The organism is Streptomyces sp. NPDC088147 (assembly GCF_044741565.1).
Classification (GTDB): domain Bacteria; phylum Actinomycetota; class Actinomycetes; order Streptomycetales; family Streptomycetaceae; genus Streptomyces.
The window spans coordinates 245,787-265,285 of the sequence record NZ_JBIUSY010000007.1 but is presented as its reverse complement, the minus strand read 5'-3'; the positions used below and the strand labels follow the sequence as shown (position 1 = coordinate 265,285).

18 protein-coding genes are annotated in these 19,499 nt (G+C 72.0%); 8 read left to right on the top strand and 10 right to left on the bottom strand.

Going from position 1 to position 19,499, the window contains the following annotated elements:
• The first annotated feature begins 10 nt into the window (after positions 1-10).
• Positions 11-1,189 (top strand): diguanylate cyclase domain-containing protein, encoded by a 1,179-nt coding sequence (locus ACIOGX_RS24765; RefSeq protein WP_401916285.1) that lies wholly within the window; start codon positions 11-13, stop codon positions 1,187-1,189.
• 195 nt (positions 1,190-1,384) lie between these two features.
• Positions 1,385-2,926 (top strand): histidine ammonia-lyase, encoded by a 1,542-nt coding sequence (gene hutH / locus ACIOGX_RS24760; RefSeq protein ID WP_401916668.1) that lies wholly within the window; start codon positions 1,385-1,387, stop codon positions 2,924-2,926.
• A 54-nt stretch (positions 2,927-2,980) separates the two neighbouring features.
• Here the strand turns inward: hutH and ACIOGX_RS24755 are convergent, their stop codons facing one another.
• Positions 2,981-3,268 (bottom strand): hypothetical protein, encoded by a 288-nt coding sequence (locus ACIOGX_RS24755; RefSeq protein ID WP_356514317.1) that lies wholly within the window; start codon positions 3,266-3,268, stop codon positions 2,981-2,983.
• A 155-nt stretch (positions 3,269-3,423) separates the two neighbouring features.
• Between ACIOGX_RS24755 and ACIOGX_RS24750 the strand changes: the two genes are divergently transcribed.
• From ACIOGX_RS24750 to ACIOGX_RS24730, 5 genes are all read left to right on the top strand, one after another.
• Positions 3,424-3,750: a hypothetical protein gene (locus ACIOGX_RS24750; protein WP_401916282.1), complete on the top strand. Its 327-nt coding sequence runs from the start codon at positions 3,424-3,426 to the stop codon at positions 3,748-3,750.
• A gap of 165 nt (positions 3,751-3,915) precedes the next feature.
• The gene (locus ACIOGX_RS24745; protein ID WP_356514705.1) at positions 3,916-5,175 is read left to right on the top strand and encodes an Ig-like domain-containing protein; all 1,260 of its coding nucleotides are present in this window, start codon (positions 3,916-3,918) and stop codon (positions 5,173-5,175) included.
• Positions 5,176-5,341: 166 nt separating this feature from the next.
• On the top strand, positions 5,342-6,802 hold the full coding sequence (locus ACIOGX_RS24740; RefSeq protein WP_401916280.1) for an ABC transporter permease: 1,461 nt from the start codon (positions 5,342-5,344) through the stop codon (positions 6,800-6,802).
• Positions 6,803-6,946: 144 nt separating this feature from the next.
• Positions 6,947-7,630: an ABC transporter ATP-binding protein gene (locus ACIOGX_RS24735; protein ID WP_401916277.1), complete on the top strand. Its 684-nt coding sequence runs from the start codon at positions 6,947-6,949 to the stop codon at positions 7,628-7,630.
• A 163-nt stretch (positions 7,631-7,793) separates the two neighbouring features.
• On the top strand, positions 7,794-8,783 hold the full coding sequence (locus ACIOGX_RS24730; RefSeq protein WP_356514325.1) for a GNAT family N-acetyltransferase: 990 nt from the start codon (positions 7,794-7,796) through the stop codon (positions 8,781-8,783).
• A gap of 44 nt (positions 8,784-8,827) precedes the next feature.
• Here ACIOGX_RS24730 and ACIOGX_RS24725 read toward each other — a convergent pair whose 3' ends face one another.
• The 9 genes from ACIOGX_RS24725 to ACIOGX_RS24685 form a co-directional block, all read right to left on the bottom strand.
• Complete coding sequence (locus ACIOGX_RS24725) at positions 8,828-10,567, bottom strand: ABC-F family ATP-binding cassette domain-containing protein (RefSeq protein ID WP_401916274.1); 1,740 nt, start codon at positions 10,565-10,567, stop codon at positions 8,828-8,830.
• A 167-nt stretch (positions 10,568-10,734) separates the two neighbouring features.
• Positions 10,735-12,159, bottom strand: a complete 1,425-nt coding sequence (locus ACIOGX_RS24720) for a ParB/Srx family N-terminal domain-containing protein (protein ID WP_401916272.1) — start codon at positions 12,157-12,159, stop codon at positions 10,735-10,737.
• A 197-nt stretch (positions 12,160-12,356) separates the two neighbouring features.
• A complete protein-coding gene (locus ACIOGX_RS24715; RefSeq protein ID WP_401916269.1) occupies positions 12,357-13,085 on the bottom strand; it encodes a hypothetical protein in 729 nt (242 codons plus the stop codon).
• Positions 13,082-14,674: a hypothetical protein gene (locus tag ACIOGX_RS24710; protein WP_401916266.1), complete on the bottom strand. Its 1,593-nt coding sequence runs from the start codon at positions 14,672-14,674 to the stop codon at positions 13,082-13,084. Before ACIOGX_RS24710 ends, ACIOGX_RS24715 begins: the two co-directional genes overlap by 4 nt.
• Positions 14,671-15,480 carry an ABC transporter ATP-binding protein gene (locus ACIOGX_RS24705; RefSeq protein WP_356514335.1) on the bottom strand — a complete coding sequence of 270 codons (810 nt, stop codon included), beginning with the start codon at positions 15,478-15,480 and terminating at the stop codon, positions 14,671-14,673. The genes ACIOGX_RS24710 and ACIOGX_RS24705 overlap by 4 nt, the downstream gene beginning before the upstream one ends.
• Positions 15,481-15,588: 108 nt before the next feature.
• A complete protein-coding gene (locus tag ACIOGX_RS24700) occupies positions 15,589-16,458 on the bottom strand; it encodes a zf-HC2 domain-containing protein (protein ID WP_401916263.1) in 870 nt (289 codons plus the stop codon).
• Positions 16,455-17,027 carry an RNA polymerase sigma factor gene (locus tag ACIOGX_RS24695; RefSeq protein ID WP_129770649.1) on the bottom strand — a complete coding sequence of 191 codons (573 nt, stop codon included), beginning with the start codon at positions 17,025-17,027 and terminating at the stop codon, positions 16,455-16,457. Before ACIOGX_RS24695 ends, ACIOGX_RS24700 begins: the two co-directional genes overlap by 4 nt.
• A gap of 124 nt (positions 17,028-17,151) precedes the next feature.
• The gene (locus ACIOGX_RS24690) at positions 17,152-17,973 is read right to left on the bottom strand and encodes a hypothetical protein (protein WP_401916260.1); all 822 of its coding nucleotides are present in this window, start codon (positions 17,971-17,973) and stop codon (positions 17,152-17,154) included.
• Between the two features lie 119 nt (positions 17,974-18,092).
• On the bottom strand, positions 18,093-18,995 hold the full coding sequence (locus tag ACIOGX_RS24685) for a phosphorothioated DNA-binding restriction endonuclease (RefSeq protein ID WP_356514341.1): 903 nt from the start codon (positions 18,993-18,995) through the stop codon (positions 18,093-18,095).
• Between the two features lie 134 nt (positions 18,996-19,129).
• Here ACIOGX_RS24685 and ACIOGX_RS24680 point away from each other — a divergent pair, with 134 nt between their 5' ends.
• Positions 19,130-19,495, top strand: a complete 366-nt coding sequence (locus ACIOGX_RS24680; protein ID WP_129770646.1) for a PH domain-containing protein — start codon at positions 19,130-19,132, stop codon at positions 19,493-19,495.
• Positions 19,496-19,499: the final 4 nt, after the last annotated feature.

Genomic DNA, 19,499 nt, shown 5'->3' with positions numbered 1-19,499 from the left:
AGGTGGGGCGATGGGAGTGGATGGGCGACTGCGCGCCATAGTGCGACTGTCTCAGGCGATGGCGGCGGCCCCAACAGCGATCGAGTCCTGGCGGGCCGCGGCGTGCGGCGCGCTGGAGGCGCTCGGGGGGAGCTTCGGGGCGCTGTCGGTGTGGGAGCGGGATCTCGGTCGCCTCAAGGTGCTCGTGAACGCGGGAGCACGGGTGGACGGGGAGGAGGAGTTCCCCGAGGACGAGACGTATCCCGTGCATGAGTTTCCGGAGATCGCGGAATTCCTGCACGGGCGGTGGGCGGGCGGCGGCGGGCCGCAGGCCTGGGTCGAGACCGCGGCGGGGCCGGCGGTCGCGCCGGCGTCGGACGGCCCGGGTGGCCCGGGTGGCTCGGGCGGGCCCGGCTACAACCACCAGCGCATGGCCGCGCTGCGCAGGCGGGGCCGCGGCTGCTGCGTCGTCGCGCCGATCGTGCTGCACGGGCGGGCGTGGGGCGAGCTGTATGTGGCCAGGCCCCCGGAGGCGCCGCTGTTCGACGCGGCCGACGCGGATTTCGCCACCGTCATCGCGTCGGTGGTGGCGGCGGGGATCGCCCAGACGGAACGGCTCGAAGAGGTCCGCCGGCTCGCCTTCACCGACCCCCTGACCGGACTCGCGAACCGGCGCGCGGTCGACGTACGGCTCGACGAGGCGATCGTCCGGTACCAGGAGGAGGGGGCCGTCGTCAGCCTCGTCGTCTGCGATCTCAACGGCCTCAAGAAGGTCAACGACACCCAGGGCCATGCGGCCGGTGACCGTCTGCTGGAACGGTTCGCCACGCTCCTGTCCGTATGCGGCGCACGGCTTCCCGGCGCGCTGGTGGCGCGGCTGGGCGGGGACGAGTTCTGTCTGCTGACGGTGGGCCCGACCTCGGACGAGGTGCTGGCGGTGGCCGCCGAGGTGTGCGAGCGGGCGGCCGGGCTGGATCTGGGGGAGGGCGTGGCGTGCGGGATCGCGTCGACGGGGGACCCGATCGGGGAGGTGGGGTCGGCGCGACGGCTGTTCCGGCTGGCGGACGCGGCGCAGTACCGGGCGAAGGCGGCGCGGGCGGGCGGGCCGGTGGTCGCGGGGCGGGACGGGGCGGTACTGAGACTGGCGGACGCGCCGGCGCCGGCGCGGGGGGAGAGACGGCGCTTCCGCGACGCCCCGGGGTCGGCGTAGCCGACGGGGGCGTTGGCCGGGCGCGTTTCGGCTGGGGCCGGTGGTCGCGGGTGCGGGTTGTCGCCGGGGCGAGCGTGCCCACCGGACCCCGACCCCTGGCACCCCAACGGCGCACCCGTACCCCGCCCCCCGCCGGAGGCACGCCGCCCCCTAGTGACACCCTGCGATTCAGTCCGTACGCTCCTGAATATGGATATGCACACTGTTGTGGTGGGGACGTCCGGGACCACCGCCGAGGATGTGGTCGCCGTGGCCAGGGGCCGCGCCCGGGTCGAGCTTTCCGTCGAGGCCCTCGACGCGCTCGCCGTCGCGCGCGAGGTCGTGGACGCGCTGGCCGCCAAGCCCGAGCCGGTGTACGGGGTGTCCACCGGGTTCGGGGCGCTCGCCACCCGGTGGATCAGTCCGGAGCTGCGGGCGCAGCTCCAGCGCAATATCGTGCGGTCGCACGCCGCCGGGATGGGGCCCCTCGTCGAGCGGGACGTGGTGCGGGCGCTGATGTTCCTGCGGCTCAAGACCGTGGCCTCCGGGCGCACCGGCGTGCGCCCGCTCGTGGCACGGGCCATGGCCGACGTGCTGAACGCCGGGATCACGCCCGTCGTGCACGAGTTCGGCTCGCTGGGCTGCTCCGGGGACCTCGCGCCGCTCTCCCACTGCGCGCTGACCTTGATGGGCGAGGGCGACGCGGAGGGCCCCGACGGTGTCGTACGGCCCGCGGGGGAGCTGCTCGCCGCGCACGGGATCGAGCCGGTGGAGCTGCGGGAGAAGGAAGGGCTCGCCCTGCTCAACGGGACCGACGGCATGCTCGGCATGCTGGTCATGGCGATCGCCGATCTGCGGCGGCTCTACACCTCCGCCGACATCACCGCCGCGCTGAGCCTGGAGGCCCTTCTCGGTACCGCCAAGGTCCTCGCCCCCGAGCTGCACGCCATCCGCCCGCACCCGGGCCAGGGCGCCAGCGCCGCCAATATGCTGCGGGTGCTCGCGGGGTCCGGGCTGACCGGCCACTTCCAGCAGGACGCGGCCCCCCGCGTCCAGGACGCCTACTCCGTGCGCTGTGCCCCGCAGGTCGCCGGCGCGGGCCGGGACACGCTGGCGTACGCGAGCGTCGTGGCCGACCGGGAGCTGGCGTCGGCGGTCGACAACCCCGTCGTCCTCCCGGACGGCCGGGTGGAGTCCAACGGCAACTTCCACGGCGCCCCTGTGGCGTATGCGTTGGACTTCCTGGCGATCGCCGCCGCCGACCTCGCTTCCATCGCGGAGCGCCGTACGGACCGGCTGCTGGACAAGAACCGCTCGCACGGTCTGCCGCCCTTCCTCGCCGATGACGCGGGGGTCGACTCGGGGCTGATGATCGCCCAGTACACCCAGGCCGCCCTGGTCAGTGAGATGAAGCGGCTCGCGGTGCCGGCCTCGGTCGACTCGATCCCGTCCTCCGCGATGCAGGAGGACCATGTCTCCATGGGCTGGTCGGCCGCGCGCAAGCTCCGTACCGCCGTCGACAGCCTGTCCCGCGTGATCGCCGTCGAGCTGTACGCCGCGACGCGTGCGATCGAGCTGCGTACGGGCCTGACGCCCGCGCCCGCTTCCCAGGCGGCCATCGACGGCCTGCGCGCCGCGGGCGTCCAGGGGCCGGGGCCCGACCGCTTCCTCGCGCCCGATCTGGCCGGGGCCGACGCGTTCGTGCGCGGGGGCGGGCTCGTCGCCGCGGTCGAGCCGGTGACCGGGCCGCTGGCCTGAGACGCGGAGGGGCCGCCGGGTTCCGGCCCGGCGGCCCCTCCGTGCGTACGACGCTCAGAGCGACGCGCGGACACTTCTGCGTATGGAGTACGCGACGAACCCCGCGCCGATCCCGAGACAGAGGCTCCCGCCGACCAGATACGGCGTGGTGTCCACGCCGCCCGTGTCGGCGAGGGTCAGCGGCTCGGATTCCCCGGCGGTGAGGCTGTGAGCGGATGCGGCTGACTGCTCCCGCGGACCGTTCTGCTCCTCGGTGGCCTTCGCTGAGGGCACGAACCACAGGGCGCAGAGCAGGGTGCCGGCGGCGGTAGCTGTCAGGAGCGGTCGGCGTGCGACGGACACGTGATCGATCCCCCTTGTGACAACGCCGAATTGGCTGGGTGCGGTGATGTTAGTGATAGCAGCGGGTCGCGGGAAAGTCGTGGGGTCGGGAGCTTACCCTCCGTCGTATGAGCGATTCTGAGACATCACGGTATGTTCGGGTACAGGTGGAATTGGTGCTGGAGGTCGATGACCCTCAGCGACTGAGCGCCGCCGCCCTCGACCGCATCGGCGCGGACGAGTCCATGCCGGACGACGAGCGGGCGCATGCCCGGTCCGCGGTCCGGGAAGATGAGGCGGAGGCCCTCGCGTATCTGGTGGAGCCCTTCGACCTCGTCAAAGAGGTCCCGGGGATCGAGCTGGCCCAGGCCTCCTGGACCAGCGAACTGATCGACTACGACCCCGACGCGGTCGAGTGGGCCCTCGACGAGGACGACGAGGACGGCGAGGACGACGGCGAAGAGGCCGGGGTCGAGGGTGAGGTCGGAGCTGGTCGGATGTAGACCGGAGGCGTGTCACTCTGGTAAGCCCCGGTCCGCCGTAACCGACGGGCCGGGGCTCGCGCATTTCCCCGGGGCGAGTGGCGTTCACCACATCCTCGGTGGATGTGGAACCGGACGAACCGGTACAGGTGTTCTTAAGTGTTATCGGCAGGGTAAGCGGCGATGATGGAGAAGCGTGTGATGAGGGACAGCAAGCGGCGCAAGGGCCTCGCGGCCGCGTCCGCGGTGCTCGGCGGCCTACTGGTGCTTTCGGCCTGTAGCGAGGGGACCGACAAGGCCCCCTCGGAGAGCGGGGCGTCGGCTCAGGCCAAGGCGGACGAGGTGGCCGCCAAGGAGACCTCGCAGGCCCAGATATCCATCGCGCCCAAGAACGGCGCGACGAATGTGGGCATCAACAACGACGCCAAGGTCACCGTCACTAAGGGCACCCTCACCAGCGTGACCATGACCACCGCGGACGGCACCGCCGTCAAGGGCACCCTGGCCGCCGACGCCAAGAGCTGGAAGCCGGACGCGCAGCTGGAGCGCTCCACCGCGTACAAGATCACCGCGACGGCGAAGGACGCCAAGGGCCGCGAGGCCCATGAGAACTCCTCCTTCACCACCGTCTCGCCGAGCAACAGCTTCATCGGGAACTTCACCCCCGAGGACGGCTCCACGGTCGGCGTCGGGATGCCGGTCTCGATCAACTTCGACAAGGCGATCACCGACAAGAAGGCCGTCCAGGACGGCATCACCGTCACGTCGAGCAGCGGCCAGCAGGTCGTCGGCCACTGGTTCAACCAGCAGCGCCTCGACTTCCGCCCCGAGCAGTACTGGACGGGCGGCTCCACGGTCACCCTCAAGCTGAACCTGGACGGGATCGAGGGCGCCGACGGCGTCTTCGGCGTCCAGCAGAAGACGGTCACCTTCCAGATCGGCCGCAGCCAGGTCAGCACGGTCGACGTCAAGAGCAAGACGATGACCGTCGTGCGCGACGGCAAGACGCTCAAGACCATCCCGATCTCGGCCGGCTCGCCCGAGAACACGACCTACAACGGCCAGATGGTGATCTCCGAGAAGTTCAAGGAGACCCGGATGAACGGTGCCACGGTCGGCTTCACGGACGACGACGGCAAGGGCGAGTACGACATCAAGGACGTCCCGCACGCCATGCGGCTGTCCACGTCCGGGACCTTCATCCACGGCAGCTACTGGGGCGGCAACGCGTTCGGCAACGTCAACACCAGCCACGGCTGTGTGGGCCTGAAGGACGTGAAGGGCGCCGGTGACCCCAACCAGCCGGCCGCCTGGTTCTACGACAACTCGCTCATCGGTGACGTGGTCGTCGTCAAGAACTCCGCCGACAAGACCATCGCCCCGGACAACGGCCTCAACGGCTGGAACATGAACTGGTCCGACTGGCAGGCCGGTTCGGCCGCCTGACCGACGCGGGTCGGCAGGCCCCGGCCCGAACCGACTCGCCCGGCCGGTCCGAGTCCGCGGGCGAACGGCGGCGGCACCTCCTCCAGGTGCCGCCGCCGTTCGCGTTCTCATGCCGCTCTCACCCGGCCCTTAACTCTTCATCACACCGGGCTCCTAGCTTCGGCGCATGTTCTTCACCTACCTCAGGCGCGAGCTGCGCCGTCGCAGAAAGGCGGCGCTCGTCGTCGCCTCGGGGCTCGCCCTGGGCATCGCACTGGTGATCGTCGTCAGCTCCGTCTCCTCGGGCATGAGCCAGGCCCAGGACAAGGTCCTGCAATCGCTGTACGGCCTCGGCACCGACATGACCGTCACCAAAGCCGCGGCCCCGCCCGGCGAGGGCGACACCAACCGGCGGCGCTTCGAATTCGACGCCGACGGCGACACCGACGCCGAACAGAGCAGCGACCGGGTGATGGTCCAGGGCTTCCAGACCCTGTCCTCCTCGACCGTCACCGAGGTCGGCGGCCAGAACGGGGTGGACGCGGCCGTCGGCGGGCTCAGCCTGACCGTGCTCAAGGTCAACGGGGAGTTCAAGCCCGGCGAGATCGCCCCGCCGCAGGGCGGCGACCGGACAGGCCAGGGCGGAGCGGGCGGCTCCGGCGGCGGACAGGTCCGGGGCGGCGGCGCCGCGTTCGACGTCAACTCCTACTCCGTGTTCGGCACCGACGTCGCCGCGCCCGCGCTCGGCCCGCTGACCTCGTCCAAGATCACCGCAGGCCGTACGTTCAAGAGCACCGAGACGGACACGGCGGTCGCGGTCGTCGACAGCGCGTACGCCAAGGAGAAGAGCCTCGCGGTCGGCAAGACCGTCACCATCTCCGGTACGACGTTCTCCATCGTCGGCGTCGCCACCGCGGACAGCGGGGACTCCGCCGCCAACCTCTACATCCCGCTGAAGAAGGCCCAGACCCTGGCCGACTCCAAGGACAAGGTCACCACGGTCTACGTGAAGGCCGCCGACTCGCAGCAGATCGACAGCGTCAAGTCCGCCATCCAGAAGAACATCCCGGACACGACGGTCACCACCTCCGCCGATCTCGCCGGCACCGTGTCCGGCTCCCTGTCCACCGCCTCCGACCTCGCCACGACGGTCGGCACGTGGCTCTCCGTCGCCGTGCTGATCGCGGCCTTCCTGGTGGCGGGGCTGCTCACCTCCTCGGCCGTCAGCCGCCGCGTACGGGAGTTCGGCACGCTCAAGGCGCTCGGCTGGAAGAGCGGCCGGGTCACCCGCCAGGTGGTCGGCGAGGCGCTCGTCAACGGACTGCTCGGCGGGGCGCTCGGTATCGCCCTCGGTCTCGGCGGCGCCTATCTCGTCACCGCCATCAGCCCGACCCTCACGGCGCAGCTCGGCGCCACGGGCGGCCAAGGAGGCGGCGGCTTCGCCGGCGGCGGTCCCGGGGGCGGGGGCGGCCCCGTGCGGCAGACCGCGTCCAAGGCGCTCGACATCGCCCTGACCGCGCCCGTCTCCGTCTCCACCATCGGTATCGCCGTGGGGCTGGCGGTCGCGGGCGGTCTCATCGCCGGCGGCTTCGGCGGCTGGCGGGCCTCCCGGCTGCGGCCCGCGGACGCTCTGCGCCGCGTCGAGTAGCCCGTTCCCCTTCCCGCGGGATTCCGCAGGTCCCGCGGCATTCCGCGGGTCCCGCAGGTCCCGCTGGATTTCGCAGGTCTCGCAGGTCTCGCAGGATTTCGCAGATTCCGCAGCAACAGGATTTCGCACAGCAGGAGTTGCACCGTGTACCAGCTCAGAGGCGTCACCAAGCGCTACTCGCGCGGCAAGAAGACCGTCGACGCGCTCGCCGGCGTCGATCTGACGATCGAGGACGGCGGCCGGCTCGTCATCCAGGGCCCGACCGGAGGGGGGAAGTCCACGCTCCTCCAGATGCTCGGCGGCCTCGACCGCCCGACGGAGGGGAGTGTCGAATTCGACGGGGTGGATCTGGCCCGGCTGCCCGAGGCCAGACTCACCAAGGTACGGGCGGAGAGCATCGGCTTCGTCTTCCAGAGCTTCAACCTGATCCCCACGCTGACCGCGCAGGAGAACGTCGAGACGGCCCTGGTGCCGCTCGGCCTCAAGGGCGCGGCCCGGCGCGAACGCGCGGCGGAGGCGCTCGGCTCCGTCGGCCTCGGCGAGCGGCTCGGCCATGTGCCCGGCGAACTCTCCGGCGGCCAGCAGCAGCGGGTCGCGATCGCCCGCGCGCTCGTCAAGCGGCCGAAGGTGCTGCTCGCCGATGAACCCACGGGAAATCTCGACGAGTCGATGCGTGACGAGATCATGGAACTGCTGGAGGGCCTCTGGAAAGAGTACGGTCTGACCTTCATCATGGTCACTCACGACAGCTCGATCGCCCGCCGCGCTCCACGGCTCGCCACGATCCGCAAGGGACGGGTCACGATCACCGAGAACGCCGCGGCCTGACGCCGCCAGGTCCTGGCGGCGCACGCGCCGGGCCGTACGGGCCCGGACGTGAGGGCCTGGCCGTACGGCCCCGGAAGTACGGCCCCGGACGTACGGCCAGGTTCCGCCCGGACGTCTCCTTAAGTCGGGGGCGTCACCCTCCTCGTACGCGTAGGTTCGACCCATGCTGATCACTCTGGGAAGCCCGCCCTCGGACGCCGAGACCGACGCCTGGCACGCGGTGATCAGCGCGGCCCATGTCCGCGATCTGCCGGCCTCCGCGCCGGAGCCGAGCAGGACGGAGACCGCCGGAAAGCTGCGGGTCCCGCCGGTGAGCGGGCGAAACGTTCATCTCGCGGCGGTGGGGGAGGACGGCTCGTACGAGGGCGTCGCCTCGCTGCTGCTGTTCACCGACGAGACCAACCGGCACACCGCCTTCCTGGACGCCCTGGTGGTACGCCCCGACGCCCGGCGGCGCGGCATCGGGGCGACGCTCTGGACGGCGATACGCGCCGAACTCGCCGACCAGGGGCGCTCCTCCGTCTCGACCGTCCTCGAACTCGGCGGCGCGGGCGAGGCGTTCGTCGACAGCCTCGGGTTCACGAACGTCCTGCGGCTCGGCTGGTACGTGCAGCGCGTCGCCCAGGCGCTGGAGGAGGTACCGCAGCCCGCTCTGCCGGAGGGCCTGCGCTTCGCGGGCTGGTCGGGCGTCGTGCCCGACGGGACGGCCGAGGCGTTCGCCCGCGCGCACGACGCGAGACGTGACGTATCGGGGCCCAGCAGACAGCTGGACGAACGGACACCGAGCTGGGACGTGGAGCGGGTACGGACCGCGGCCCGGCTGATCGAACAGCGCGGCGGCGTCGTCCTCACCTCGGCAGTCCTCGACACCGAGCGGGACGACGCCGTCGTCGCTTACACCGAGCTGGTCCTGACCGCCCCCTCGGACACCCGCGCGCTCCAGTACGACACGGTGGTCGTCCCCACCCACCGGGGCCGGGGCCTGGGCCTCGCCGTCAAACGCCATCTGCTGGGCCGGCTGAGCGAACTGCACCCGGGCGTACGGGAGATCCGTACCACCGTCGCCGACGACAACACGTCGATACTCGCGATGAACGAGGCGCTCGGCTACCGGCGGGAGCGGCCGGCGGGAATCTTCCAGGCGAAGCTCTGACGCTCCTCCCGGCCCGATGCCCGCCCGCCGGCTCGCCGGGCGGATCAGCTCACGACACGGCCCGCCCGCAGTTCCAGCCGGCCGCCCGTGAACCGGGCGCGGAAGCCGCGGTCGTGTGAGACCACCACCACCGCCCCTTCGTACGCCGTCAGCGCCTCCTCCAGCTCCTCCACCAGGCTGAGCGCCACGTGGTTCGTCGGTTCGTCGAGGATGAGCAGATCGGCGGGGCGGGTCACCAGCCGGGCCAGTTCCAGTCTGCGCCGCTGGCCGACCGAGAGCGCCGCGACCGGTACGCCGAGGTCGTCCGGCCGGAACAGCCCGAGGCCCAGCAGTTCGCCGGCGTGCTCCTCCGGGAGCCCGGGGCGGCCCGTGGCGAAGGCGTGCAGCAGCGGGAGCCCGGACGGTACGGCGGGCAGGTCCTGGGGCAGATAGCCGATCCGGCCCGTGTGGCGCACCGTGCCGCTGTCCGGGCGCAGTTCACCGGCGAGGATCCGGAGCAGCGTGGTCTTGCCCGCGCCGTTGGGGCCGGTCACCAGCAGCCGTTCGCCCGCCTTCACCCGGAGGCCGGCCACCGTCAGCCGGCCGCCGACCACCACATCGTCCAGCTCGGCGACCGTTCCCTCGGCGGCCGCTCCACCGACGGCCGGTCCCTCGGTGGGCGCTGCCCCGACGGCCGTTCCCTTGGCGACCGCTCCCCCGACGGCCAGTCCCTCGGTGGGTGCTGCCCCGGCGAGCGGCTCTTCCGCTCTCCGGGTGCCGCCGGACGCGACGAGCGTGGCCGTGAACCGCAGCGGCTCGGGTGGCGCGGGCACCGGGCTCTCCTTGAGCCGCCACAACCGCTCCCGCGCCGCCCTGACCTGCCCGGACAGCTTCGCCTCGTGCGAGCGGCGGTGCTTGCCGAAGCCCTGGCGCGGGTCCTTGCCGGTGGCCGCGAGCCGCCGGCCGGACGCCTCGACCAGCTCCTCCGTACGCGCCAGCTCGTCCAGATACTCCAGATGGTCCTGCTCCCGGCGGCGCCGGGCCGCCGCCTTCGCCGTCCGGTAGCCGTGCCAGCCGTCGCCGTACCGGGTCACCGTACGGGTGTCCCGGTCGACCTCCAGGATCGTCGTCGCGATCCGCTCCAGGAACGCCCGGTCATGGGTGACGGCGAGCACCGTCCCGCGATGCGCCCTGAGCTGGTCCTCCAGCCAGGTGCTCGCGCGGAGGTCGAGATGGTTGGTGGGCTCGTCGAGCAGCAGCAGTTCGGGCGCCGACGCCAGGACGCAGGCCAGCGCCAGCCGGGACTGCTCGCCGCCGGAGAGCGAGCCGAGGGTGCGGTCCCGGGTCACCCGGGCGAGTCCGAGGCCGTGGAGCGCGGCGTCGACGCGGGCATCCGCGCGGTAGCCGTCACGTTCCTCGAAGGCCGCCAACAGCTCCCCGTAGGCGGCCAGTTCGTCAGGTCCGGCCTCGCCGAGGGCCGCTTCGGCCGCCGCGATCCGGCGCTCCAGGGCGCGCAGCTCGGCCAGGGCCGCGTCGACGGCGTCCTGGACGGTGTGGCCGGGATCGAGGGCGAGGGTCTGGGCGAGATGGCCGACGCCGCCGGGGAAGCGGACGGTGATCTCGCCGTCGTCGGGCCGTTCGGCCCCGGCGAGCAGCCGCAGCAGTGTCGACTTGCCGGAGCCGTTCTCCCCGATGACTCCGGCCTTCTCGCCGGGACGTACGGTCAGTGACACCTGGTCGAGAACCGACCGGTCGCCGTACGCCTTGGACACGTCTTTCATCGCCAATTGGGCGCGTTCGCGCATGCTTCTTCCTGGATTGTCACGCCCTTGTGCAGGGCTGAGCAGTGTCGGACCTGGGGAGCGGGTCCGGAATCACAGGAAGTAGTAGTGCTTGAACATGCCGCCCACTGTAGCCGCGCCTTTCGGCGCGGCCCAGGGGATTTACGCGTGCCTACGGGGCGCCCGTGTTGTTACGGGTTGCCGACCAGTTGCACCGGGCCGTTCAGGGTGTTCGGAGTGCAGCCGGGTCCCGACAGGGTCAGCTGCCGCTTGGTGTCGACCACGGAGAGGGGACCGGTCAGCGAGGTGCCGCAGAACTGGACCGTGTGGGCTCCGGCCGCCTGGACGGGACCGGTGATGTCCGCGCCCGTCGCCACCAGGCTCGCGCCCGAGGTGACCACGACGGGGCCGGTCTGCCGTGTGCCGTTCAGACAGAGGACGCCCGAGGAGACGACCAGCGGGCCGGTGTGCTTGCCGGTCAGCGTCTTCGTACAGGCGGGCGTGGCCGCGATCCGGCCGCGGAAGTCCAGCGCGTACGCGAGCTTGCCGGGCTTGTCGTCCGAGATCGGGGCGCTCAGCTTGCCGAACTCGCCGCCGGTCGGCTTCTTCCCGGCGTTCCACTCCGGCATCCGGCCCAGCTCGTCGGCGGTGCGGCCGTCGGCGATGACGGTGTCACCGGCCGTGCCCGACATCGCCTCGGAGGCGGCGCGGATCGCGGTCAGGTAGGAGGCGGGGGAGTCGAGGTCGTACGAGTCGAGGTCCACGCGGTCGCGCAGCCAGGTGCCCCACAGGAACTCCAGGTACTCCGCGGCGGCCTCGGGGGCCTGGTAGCCGATGTCGCGCGTGAAGTAGACGAGGCTGCGGTAGCGGTCGTCATGGAAGCGGGCCAGACCGAGGCGCTGGGGGAGCTGGTCGGTGGTGATGGGGTCGTTGTTCTCGTCGCGCAGCCAGACCCACTTCTTCTCCCGCATGGTCTGCCAGAAGGCGGCGGTCGACAGGCCGCTCAGATTGGCGGCGACGCGCAGCCGGATGTGCGTCTTCGCGCCGCCGTCGGGCGTTTCGAGGAAGGACGTCAGGGAGTGGTGTCCGTCGGTGAGATACAGCTCGCCGCCGGGGCCGACGACGACCGTCTTCATCGCGGCGCGCGTCTCGTCCGTCTCCTGGCCGACCGGGACGGTGCAGGTGAAGCTGGTGGGGTCGGAGAGCGTGGCGCCCGACGGCACCGTCGCCGCCTCCTCCTGGCCGTTGGTCTCGCACCAGTCGTCGAAGCGCTTGTTGACGTCGCCGTTCTGCTCGTCCTTGGTGCTGCCGTAGCGGCCGAGCTTGTAGTAGATCTGGTCGAAGCCCACGGAGGGCTGGGTGGGGCGCAGTTGGTCGAGCGTGACATCGAGGAGATCGCCGGCCTCGGCCTTGAGAGCGGCGCTCTTCGTTCCCGTTCCCGCCGGGTCCGCCGGGGCCGCGCCGACGGGGGAGCCGCCCGCGACGACACCGCCCAACGCGAGCGCGCCCGCGGCCAGTCCGGCGGCCAGACCGCGCGCCGCGCCGCCGGGGCGCCCGCCGGCCCGTGCGGGGCGGTGGCTGTCAGGCCGGTGCTGCGTACGGGCTGAGGCGGTCATTCGGGCTCCAGTTGGTGTGGTCACGGGACCGCGCCCCTGCGTGAGGCGTGGTGGGTCAGCGCATATCCACTCACCTCTCGGGGTACCGTCCGGCGGCTTTCGGCCATCGGGAAGGTGTCGGGCGGGTGAACGGTGGCGTCGGGGTTGGGTGTTCGGGCGGGATGTTCGGGCGGGGCGTTTGTCCGGTCGGCGCCGGTTCAGCGCCTGGGCCCGGCCAGCGCGTAGAACAGCCCACCGCCCACCGCGAGTACGACCGCCGTCCAGTCGGCCGCGGCCGTACCGGACGGCTGGATCAGCCACGTCGTGACCTGGGACGTGATCGAGCCCGTGGACGGTACGAACAACGACGCCGCGCACCAGCCGAAGGGCAGCGTCCAGGCGTACTGGCCGCCCCACAGCGCCGCTCCGATCGCGGCGAGCCCCGCCGACCCGGCGCTGTTCCGCAGGAGGGTCCCGGCCCGCACCGGCTCGTCACCGGCGGTCAGGAAGGCGAGCAGCAGCGCTCCGGCGAGCACCCCGATGAGCAGGACATGGGCCGCGCGCCGGGGCGCCCAGCGGATCGCCGCCGTACGGTCGAGCGCGCGGTCCTGCCCGCTCAGACCGACCGTGGCCGCCGCCACCACGGAGGTCAGGAGCAGAATCCCGGTCCTCGGATCATCGGATCCGGCACCCCGGGTGAGCGACCAGGTGGCGACGGTGGCGATCAGAGCGGCGGCGAGGGACGCGGGGACCTGGCGGGAGCGCGCGTACAGCGTCAGCCAGCGGGTGGACGGCCGGCGGGTGGACGGCCTACGGGTGGACGGCCGGCGGGTAGTCGGCTGCCGGCCGGAAGGCCCACGCGTGGACGCCTGCCCGGTGGAAGGCCCACGCGTGGACGACCGGTGGGCAGGGGCCGCCGCCTGTCGTTCCGGCTGTCGCTGTTTCACCGAGGACCGCCGTTCTTCAGTACGTCCAGCAGGTCACCGTCGCAGGAGAGCGCGGCGGTCCGCAGCGCCGTGATCCGCGCGCGCTGCGCTTCGGGCGGCAGGGCGCGCAGCGCGTCCCAGGCGGGCCCCGCCAGCGCGTCGATGTCGGCGCGCGGCCAGCCTGTGCCGCGCAGGGGCTTCAGATCACCGGTGAACCAGGCGGCGGCCACCGTCCGCGCGGCCAGCTCGCGTACGACCTCGGTCTCGTAGGACGCCTGCCGTTGCTCCTCGGTCGGGTCGCTCGTGTCCGCGTCGAGACACGGCGCCGTGCCGGCGCCCGCCAGCAGGGCGCGGGTGTACTCGTCCTCCGGCGCGCCGTCGAGAGCCTGCGCCTCGAAGTCGACGGGTACGACATCGGCCGGTACCGCGTTGGCCGGTACCGCGTTGGCGGGTACGGCGTTCGCGGGCGGGGACGCCTCCTTGTCCACGGGCCACGGATCGACGCTCTCGCGGACCGCCGACGGCGGGTCGGGCAGCCGCCCCAGCAGTCGCAGGGCCTCCTCGCCGGGGCCCTTGAGCGCGGCCAGCCGGGGTTCGTGCAGCTTCGTCACGCAGACGCGGCCCTCGCACACCAGCGCCGTCGCCGCCTTGTCGAGTGCGTAGTTGCGCGCGTTGTCGGCGGGCAGGAGCGGTACGGCGACGGCCGCGCCCAGCACCACCGGCAGCAGCGCGAGCAGCCGGGCGCGCGGCTTCCGGGCCACGAGCAGGAGGAACCCGGTGGCCGCCAGCCCGAGCAGCCAGAGGGCCTGGCCCGCGTGGACGCGCCACGTGACGGTCAGGAACGCGCTGTACACCTGGGAGAGCGCGGGGGAGAGGAGCACGATCCGGTTCGGGACGAGGTCGCCGGTGACCGTGTCGTGCACGATCAGCACCGCCATCAGGGATCCCAGCGCGAGCACCGGCGGGGTCAGCGCGGACGGTACGGTCCTGGCGACCCCCATGCCCAGCAGAGCGCCCGCGACCAGGGCCAGCACCCCGACCGCCAGGATCGGCAGCCAGCCGAGATGGGCGTAGCCGTCGTTGGCGAGCACCCGCACCCCGCCGTAGAGGAACACCAGCACGTACGCGGCGGTCAGGGTGAGCGCGAACGCGCCCGCGGTCGTGGTGGCGCGGTGCCATCGGGGGCGCGGTGTGGCCGCGAGGAGTTCGGACGTACCGGAGCGCCGGTCCCGTATCCCCTGCACCGCCCCCGCGGTCACCGCCAGCGGCCACATGAGCACCATCGTGAACCGTTCCCACCAGGCGGTGGAGGTCCACTGCTGCGTCCAGCTCTCGGCGCCCTTCCACCACGGCCCGCTGACCAGCTGGAGGAGGGCGAGTGCGAGGATCAGGAGCAGGACGCCGGCCAACGGGGCGGCCGAGCGCCGGAGTTCGATGCGCAGGATCCGGCCTGTACCGCTGCGGCGTGCGCGCGTCTGCCGCGCGGGGGCATCGGACCGTGCGGGGGCGTTGGACCGTGCGGGGGTCTCGGGACTGACGGGGGTCTCGGACCGTGCGGGGGCCTCGGACCGTGCGGGGGGCTTGGGGCCCACGGGGGTTTCCGGGCTCACCACGTACCTCTTCCCGGCTCGGAGCGCATGAGCAGCGCCGCGTAGCCACGCTCGATGGGGCTGTCGCCCGGGTGATCGGTGCCGCCCGCGTCGGCGAGCTGTTCCGGGGTGCCCCGGAACACCAGCGCGCCGTCCGCGATGAGCACCACGTCCGTACAGGCCGCCGCGACGTCCTCGACCAGATGCGTGGAGACGACCACACAGCTGTCCGTGCCGAGTTGGTGCAGCAGCTCGCGGAAGCGCAGCCGCTGCGCCGGGTCGAGCCCGGCCGTCGGCTCGTCGAGCAGCAGGATCCGCGGGTCGTTGACGATCGCCTGCGCGATTCCCGCGCGCCGCACCATGCCGCCGGAGAGGGTCTTCATCCGGTCGTCGGCGCGGTCCGCGAGGCCCACGCGCTCGATGGCGCGCTGGACCGCCCCGGGGATCTCCTCGTGGGGCACTTCCTTCAGCCACGCCATGTACTCGACGAACTCGCGGACGGTGAAGCGCCGGTAGTACCCGAACTCCTGTGGCAGATAACCGATACGGCGGCGCAGCTCGCGCCGGCCGGTCTGCGCGTGAGCGGGTGTGCCCAGCAGTTCGAGGGTGCCTCCGGCGGGCCGGAGGACGGTGGCGAGTGCGCGGATGAGGGTGGTCTTTCCGGCGCCGTTGGGGCCGAGCAGACCGTGGACGCCGGTACCGAGGTCCAGATCGAGGCCGTCGACGGCCATTTTGCGGCCGCCGGCCCGTACCCGCAGTCCTTCGGCCCGGATCTCCCAGGCGTAGGTCCGCGGTGCCACTTCGGCGGCGGTCACGCCGCGCGTCATGTCGTCACCATTTCGGTCATGAGCAAAGGCCCTTTCGCGTGTGTGTCGCACGTTGAGGTGAGCGTGTGTGCGGGGCGGTGGCGCGGCTGTCTTGTAAGTACGGCTGTGTCAGCGGTGGATGCCGAGGAGGGTGTACGCGCCTCTGCGGGCGATCACGACCACCAGACCGAGCGCGAAGACGGCGCCCCACACGGGCAGGGCGTCCGCGTGGAGGACCACGGGCGTACGGCTCACGGCCACCGTCGGCGCCACGATCACCGCCGCCCAGACCGCCACCAGCCCGATCGCGGCCCGGGTCACCCCGATCAGCCCGCCGAGCGCGAGCGCGCCGGTGGTGAACGCCAGACAGGGCAGCAGCCACTGCGCGACGCCGGCGCCGGTCACCCAACCGGCCACCAGCAGCGCGGAGATCACCACGACGAGTACGGATGTCGTGCGCCGGAGCACCAGTTGGAGCCCGGCGCGCGGGGTGCCCGCGATCAGTTCGTACGCCGGGTCGAGGCCGCGCGCCCAGGAGGCGGCGACCCCCAGCACGGGCAGTACGGGGGCCAGCAGCAGCACGAAGGAGACGCCCTGGCCGCTGAGGTCGTTCAGGCTGTCGAGGATCACGGCGGTCAGGGTGACGAGGACGGTCATGAACAGCCACGGCACCATCACGGGGGAGGCCCAGGCCGAGAGCGGCAGGGCCCACCGGCGGCGTTGTGGCATCGGCGCGATCGCCGGGAGCTGTGGTGTCAGCTCGGCCCAGACTCCGTCGACGAGCGCGGTCACGGCCGGGGTGGCGTCGCGGGTGACCGCGGCGAGGCGCGCACGGCATCGCGCACAGGACTCCAGATGGGCTTCGAGCGCCCACACCTCGTCGTGCGCGAGGCCGGCGCCGCCCGTCCCGCCCGTCCCGCCCGTATCCTCCGTGTCGCCGCGCGCGTACCGGCCGATGAGCCGCTCCGACGGGTGTTCCACCTGGTCCTCCGCGCTCATGACAGCGCCTCCCGCATCGCTCTCCGTGCCCGCCGGGCGCGGGTCTTGACGGTTCCTTCCGGCACCCCGAGCAGTACGGAGGTCTCCCGTACGGTCATCCCGTCGAGCACCATGGCCCGCAGTACGTCGCGCAGTTCGGGCGCGAGCCGCCGCAGCGCGTCGCCGACCTCCCCGCCGACCGCCGCCGCCAGCACCTCGTCCTCGGCGGCGGGCGCGACGGCCGGCCTGGTGGCGTCGGCGGTCACGGCGGCGGGCAGCCGGGCCTGGTGCGCGCGCCTGCGGAAGGCGTCGACGAGCCGGCGCGCCGCGATCGTCCACAGCCACCCGACGGCGGTGCCGCCGACCGCGGCCCCCGCGAACGCGCTCGCGGCGCGCCATACCGCCAGATACGTCTCCTGCATGACCTCGGCGACGATCTGCTCATCGGCGCACCGCCGCCGCAACCGCACCGCCAGCCACGGCGCCGTACGCCGGTACAGCTCCTCGAACGCGGCGCGGTCGCCTTTGGCGACGAGCTTGACGAGTCTCTCCTCGTCAAGCTCCGCTGGTGTCTTCCCGCTGAATCCCACACCGGCTAGACGTACGCGGCGCGCGTGGGGTTTTCCATCCGGTGTGCCCTGTGTCACATTCCGGCGGGGGCCGGGGACTTCGGGGGCGGGGGACTTCGGAGGCGGGGACTCAGGGAACGGGGACTCAGGCGTGGGGCCGGAGCCGTTGTATGCGGTCCAGGTCGCCCGCGAGCAGATCGTCGTGGGTGATGGCGAAGTCGCCGTTGGGGAGGGAACGCCCGCCGAAGTAGGACCCCATGACGGTGTCCGGCAGATACTGCCGCAACTGGTGGCGCATCCCTGGCGGATAATCGACGGCTTCCCCCCAGCCCTCCGGCGCCTCATCGGTGGCCAGCAGCACCCAGTGGTCCACGGGAACATCGGCGTCGAGGTCGGGCGGCTCGCCCGTATGACAGTCCAGCGCGGGCAGCGTCAGCCGGTCGGGGGCCGTCGGCCGGTACCACATCAGCAGCGGCTTCGCCCGCTCCGCCTCGGCGTTGTCGAAGCAGCACACGGCGATGGAGTGGCCGGGGTAGTGGGCCGCGTAGAACTCCATCAGGAGCGGATTGAGGCGCGGCCGTCTGCGTAACGGCACCTGTATCAGGGCGGATTCGAGGAGCGTCGGATCGGCGGCGAGCAGCACGGTATAGATGTCGTGGTCGAACACCTCGACCCGCCCGGGGTCCCACCCCATCCCCGCCATCCCGCCCCACCCCACGGCGGGAACCGGCCGGACGGCGTCGACCATCCGGCTGAGCACGTCCGGAGTGCGCCCCGCCGAGATGAAGTTCTCCCGCGACATGTGCCGCGCGGGCAGGTGCAGCAGCATGGCGTTGGGCCCGACGGCGAGACTGGCCGCGGTGTTCTGATACCCGAGGACATGAATCAGTCCGTGCGCCGCGTGATGCAGCCGCCCGGCGTACAGGGTGGTGCCTGAGAACTCCGCCTGGTCCGTCGAGACGCACATGGGCTCAAGTTATCCGCCGCGGCGGGGGGCGTGAAGTGGGCGTGAACCCACGCCGGGTGGCATGGCACGCGCCGGTTGGCGTGGCACGCGCCGGTTGGCCGGATGAGATGTGCGCGCGGTCATACGGGCTCGGCCACGCGTGCTTCGCCGCGGAACACCTGGGCTGTGTGCCACTGGATGTACTCGGACGCGACCCGGGGACTGCCGTTCTGCGGGCCGATGAGCCCCCGGCCGGTGAGGTCGAGCACATGGGTCCGGGCCGCGGCGCTACGGCCGACGAACTCGCGGGAGACCGTGATCCGTCGGCCGGCGTCCAGGCCCAGCACGCCTCTGTCGAAGAGCTTGTGGTGCAGGGAGCACAGGCACAGTGCGTTGGAGAGCGTGTCCGGGCCCAGGAAGGCCCACCACCGGACATGGGCGGCCTCCAGCCCGACCGGCAGGCGGCCGAGCGCCCCGTCGAAGCCGCAGAACGCGCACTGGTACTCGTACGCCACCAGCACCTTCCCCCTCAGCTCGACCGCACGCCGTCGCGCGTCGGCGGGACCGGTGGCACGCGGCGCGCCGTCCGCCAGATCGAGGTCGAGTCCGACGGAGGCGGCGATGTCCGAGTGCAGGGACGGCGGGAAGTGGACGTCCAGCAGCAGGCGCGCGAGCCGCCCGAGCAGCGCCAGATCCGAGCCGAGCGCGTCCCGCAGCCCCGGAACCAGCCGCCCTTCCGCACCGCTCTCCCGCAGCACACGGACCCCCGTACCGGGGCTGTCCGCGCCTTGCTCGGTCCGTACCTCCCAGACGCCGTCGCTGACGAGATGGTGGAACGGGTAGGCGGGCGAGGTCCGGTGGGTGGGACCGTAGTCCTGCAACAGCTCCCGGAGGTCGTGCTCGATGTCCGAGTAGCGCAGCGACTGTTCGGGCTGCCGCTGGAACCGCCCCAGCGCGTACAGCATCAACAGGGGTTTGTGCGGGGCGCGTTCTCCGTTCTGCGTCCACTGACGCAGGTTTCCGACTCGTTCGATCCAGTCCATGACAGGGGACTGTATTGCGGGGTACACGGAGGGATGACACCGCCCGGTCGCCGGTCGGAGACGACGGCGCCGGACGGAACGCGTGGCCGGTATAGTCCGAAGATCAGGTAATTTCCATGTATGGGGGTCCAGTTATGGCACTGTTCGGCAACGCGCACACGGTCGACCCGGCGGCGGCGCAGCAGGACTACGCGCGCCTCCTGGGCCAGGGCGAACAGGTACACGCCGCGTACACGCTGATCCGCGACACCATGCTCTTCACCGACCGCCGGCTCATCCTCGTCGACAAGCAGGGGATCACCGGCAAGAAGGTGGAGTACCACTCCATCCCCTACAGGAGCATCACGCACTTCGCGGTGGAGACGGCCGGCACGTTCGACCTCGACGCGGAGCTGAAGATCTGGATCTCCAGCAACCCCGCGCCGATCACGAAGACGTTCACGAAGGGCGTCGACATCTACGAGGTACAGGCCATCCTGACCCAGTTCGTGGCCCGCTAGACCC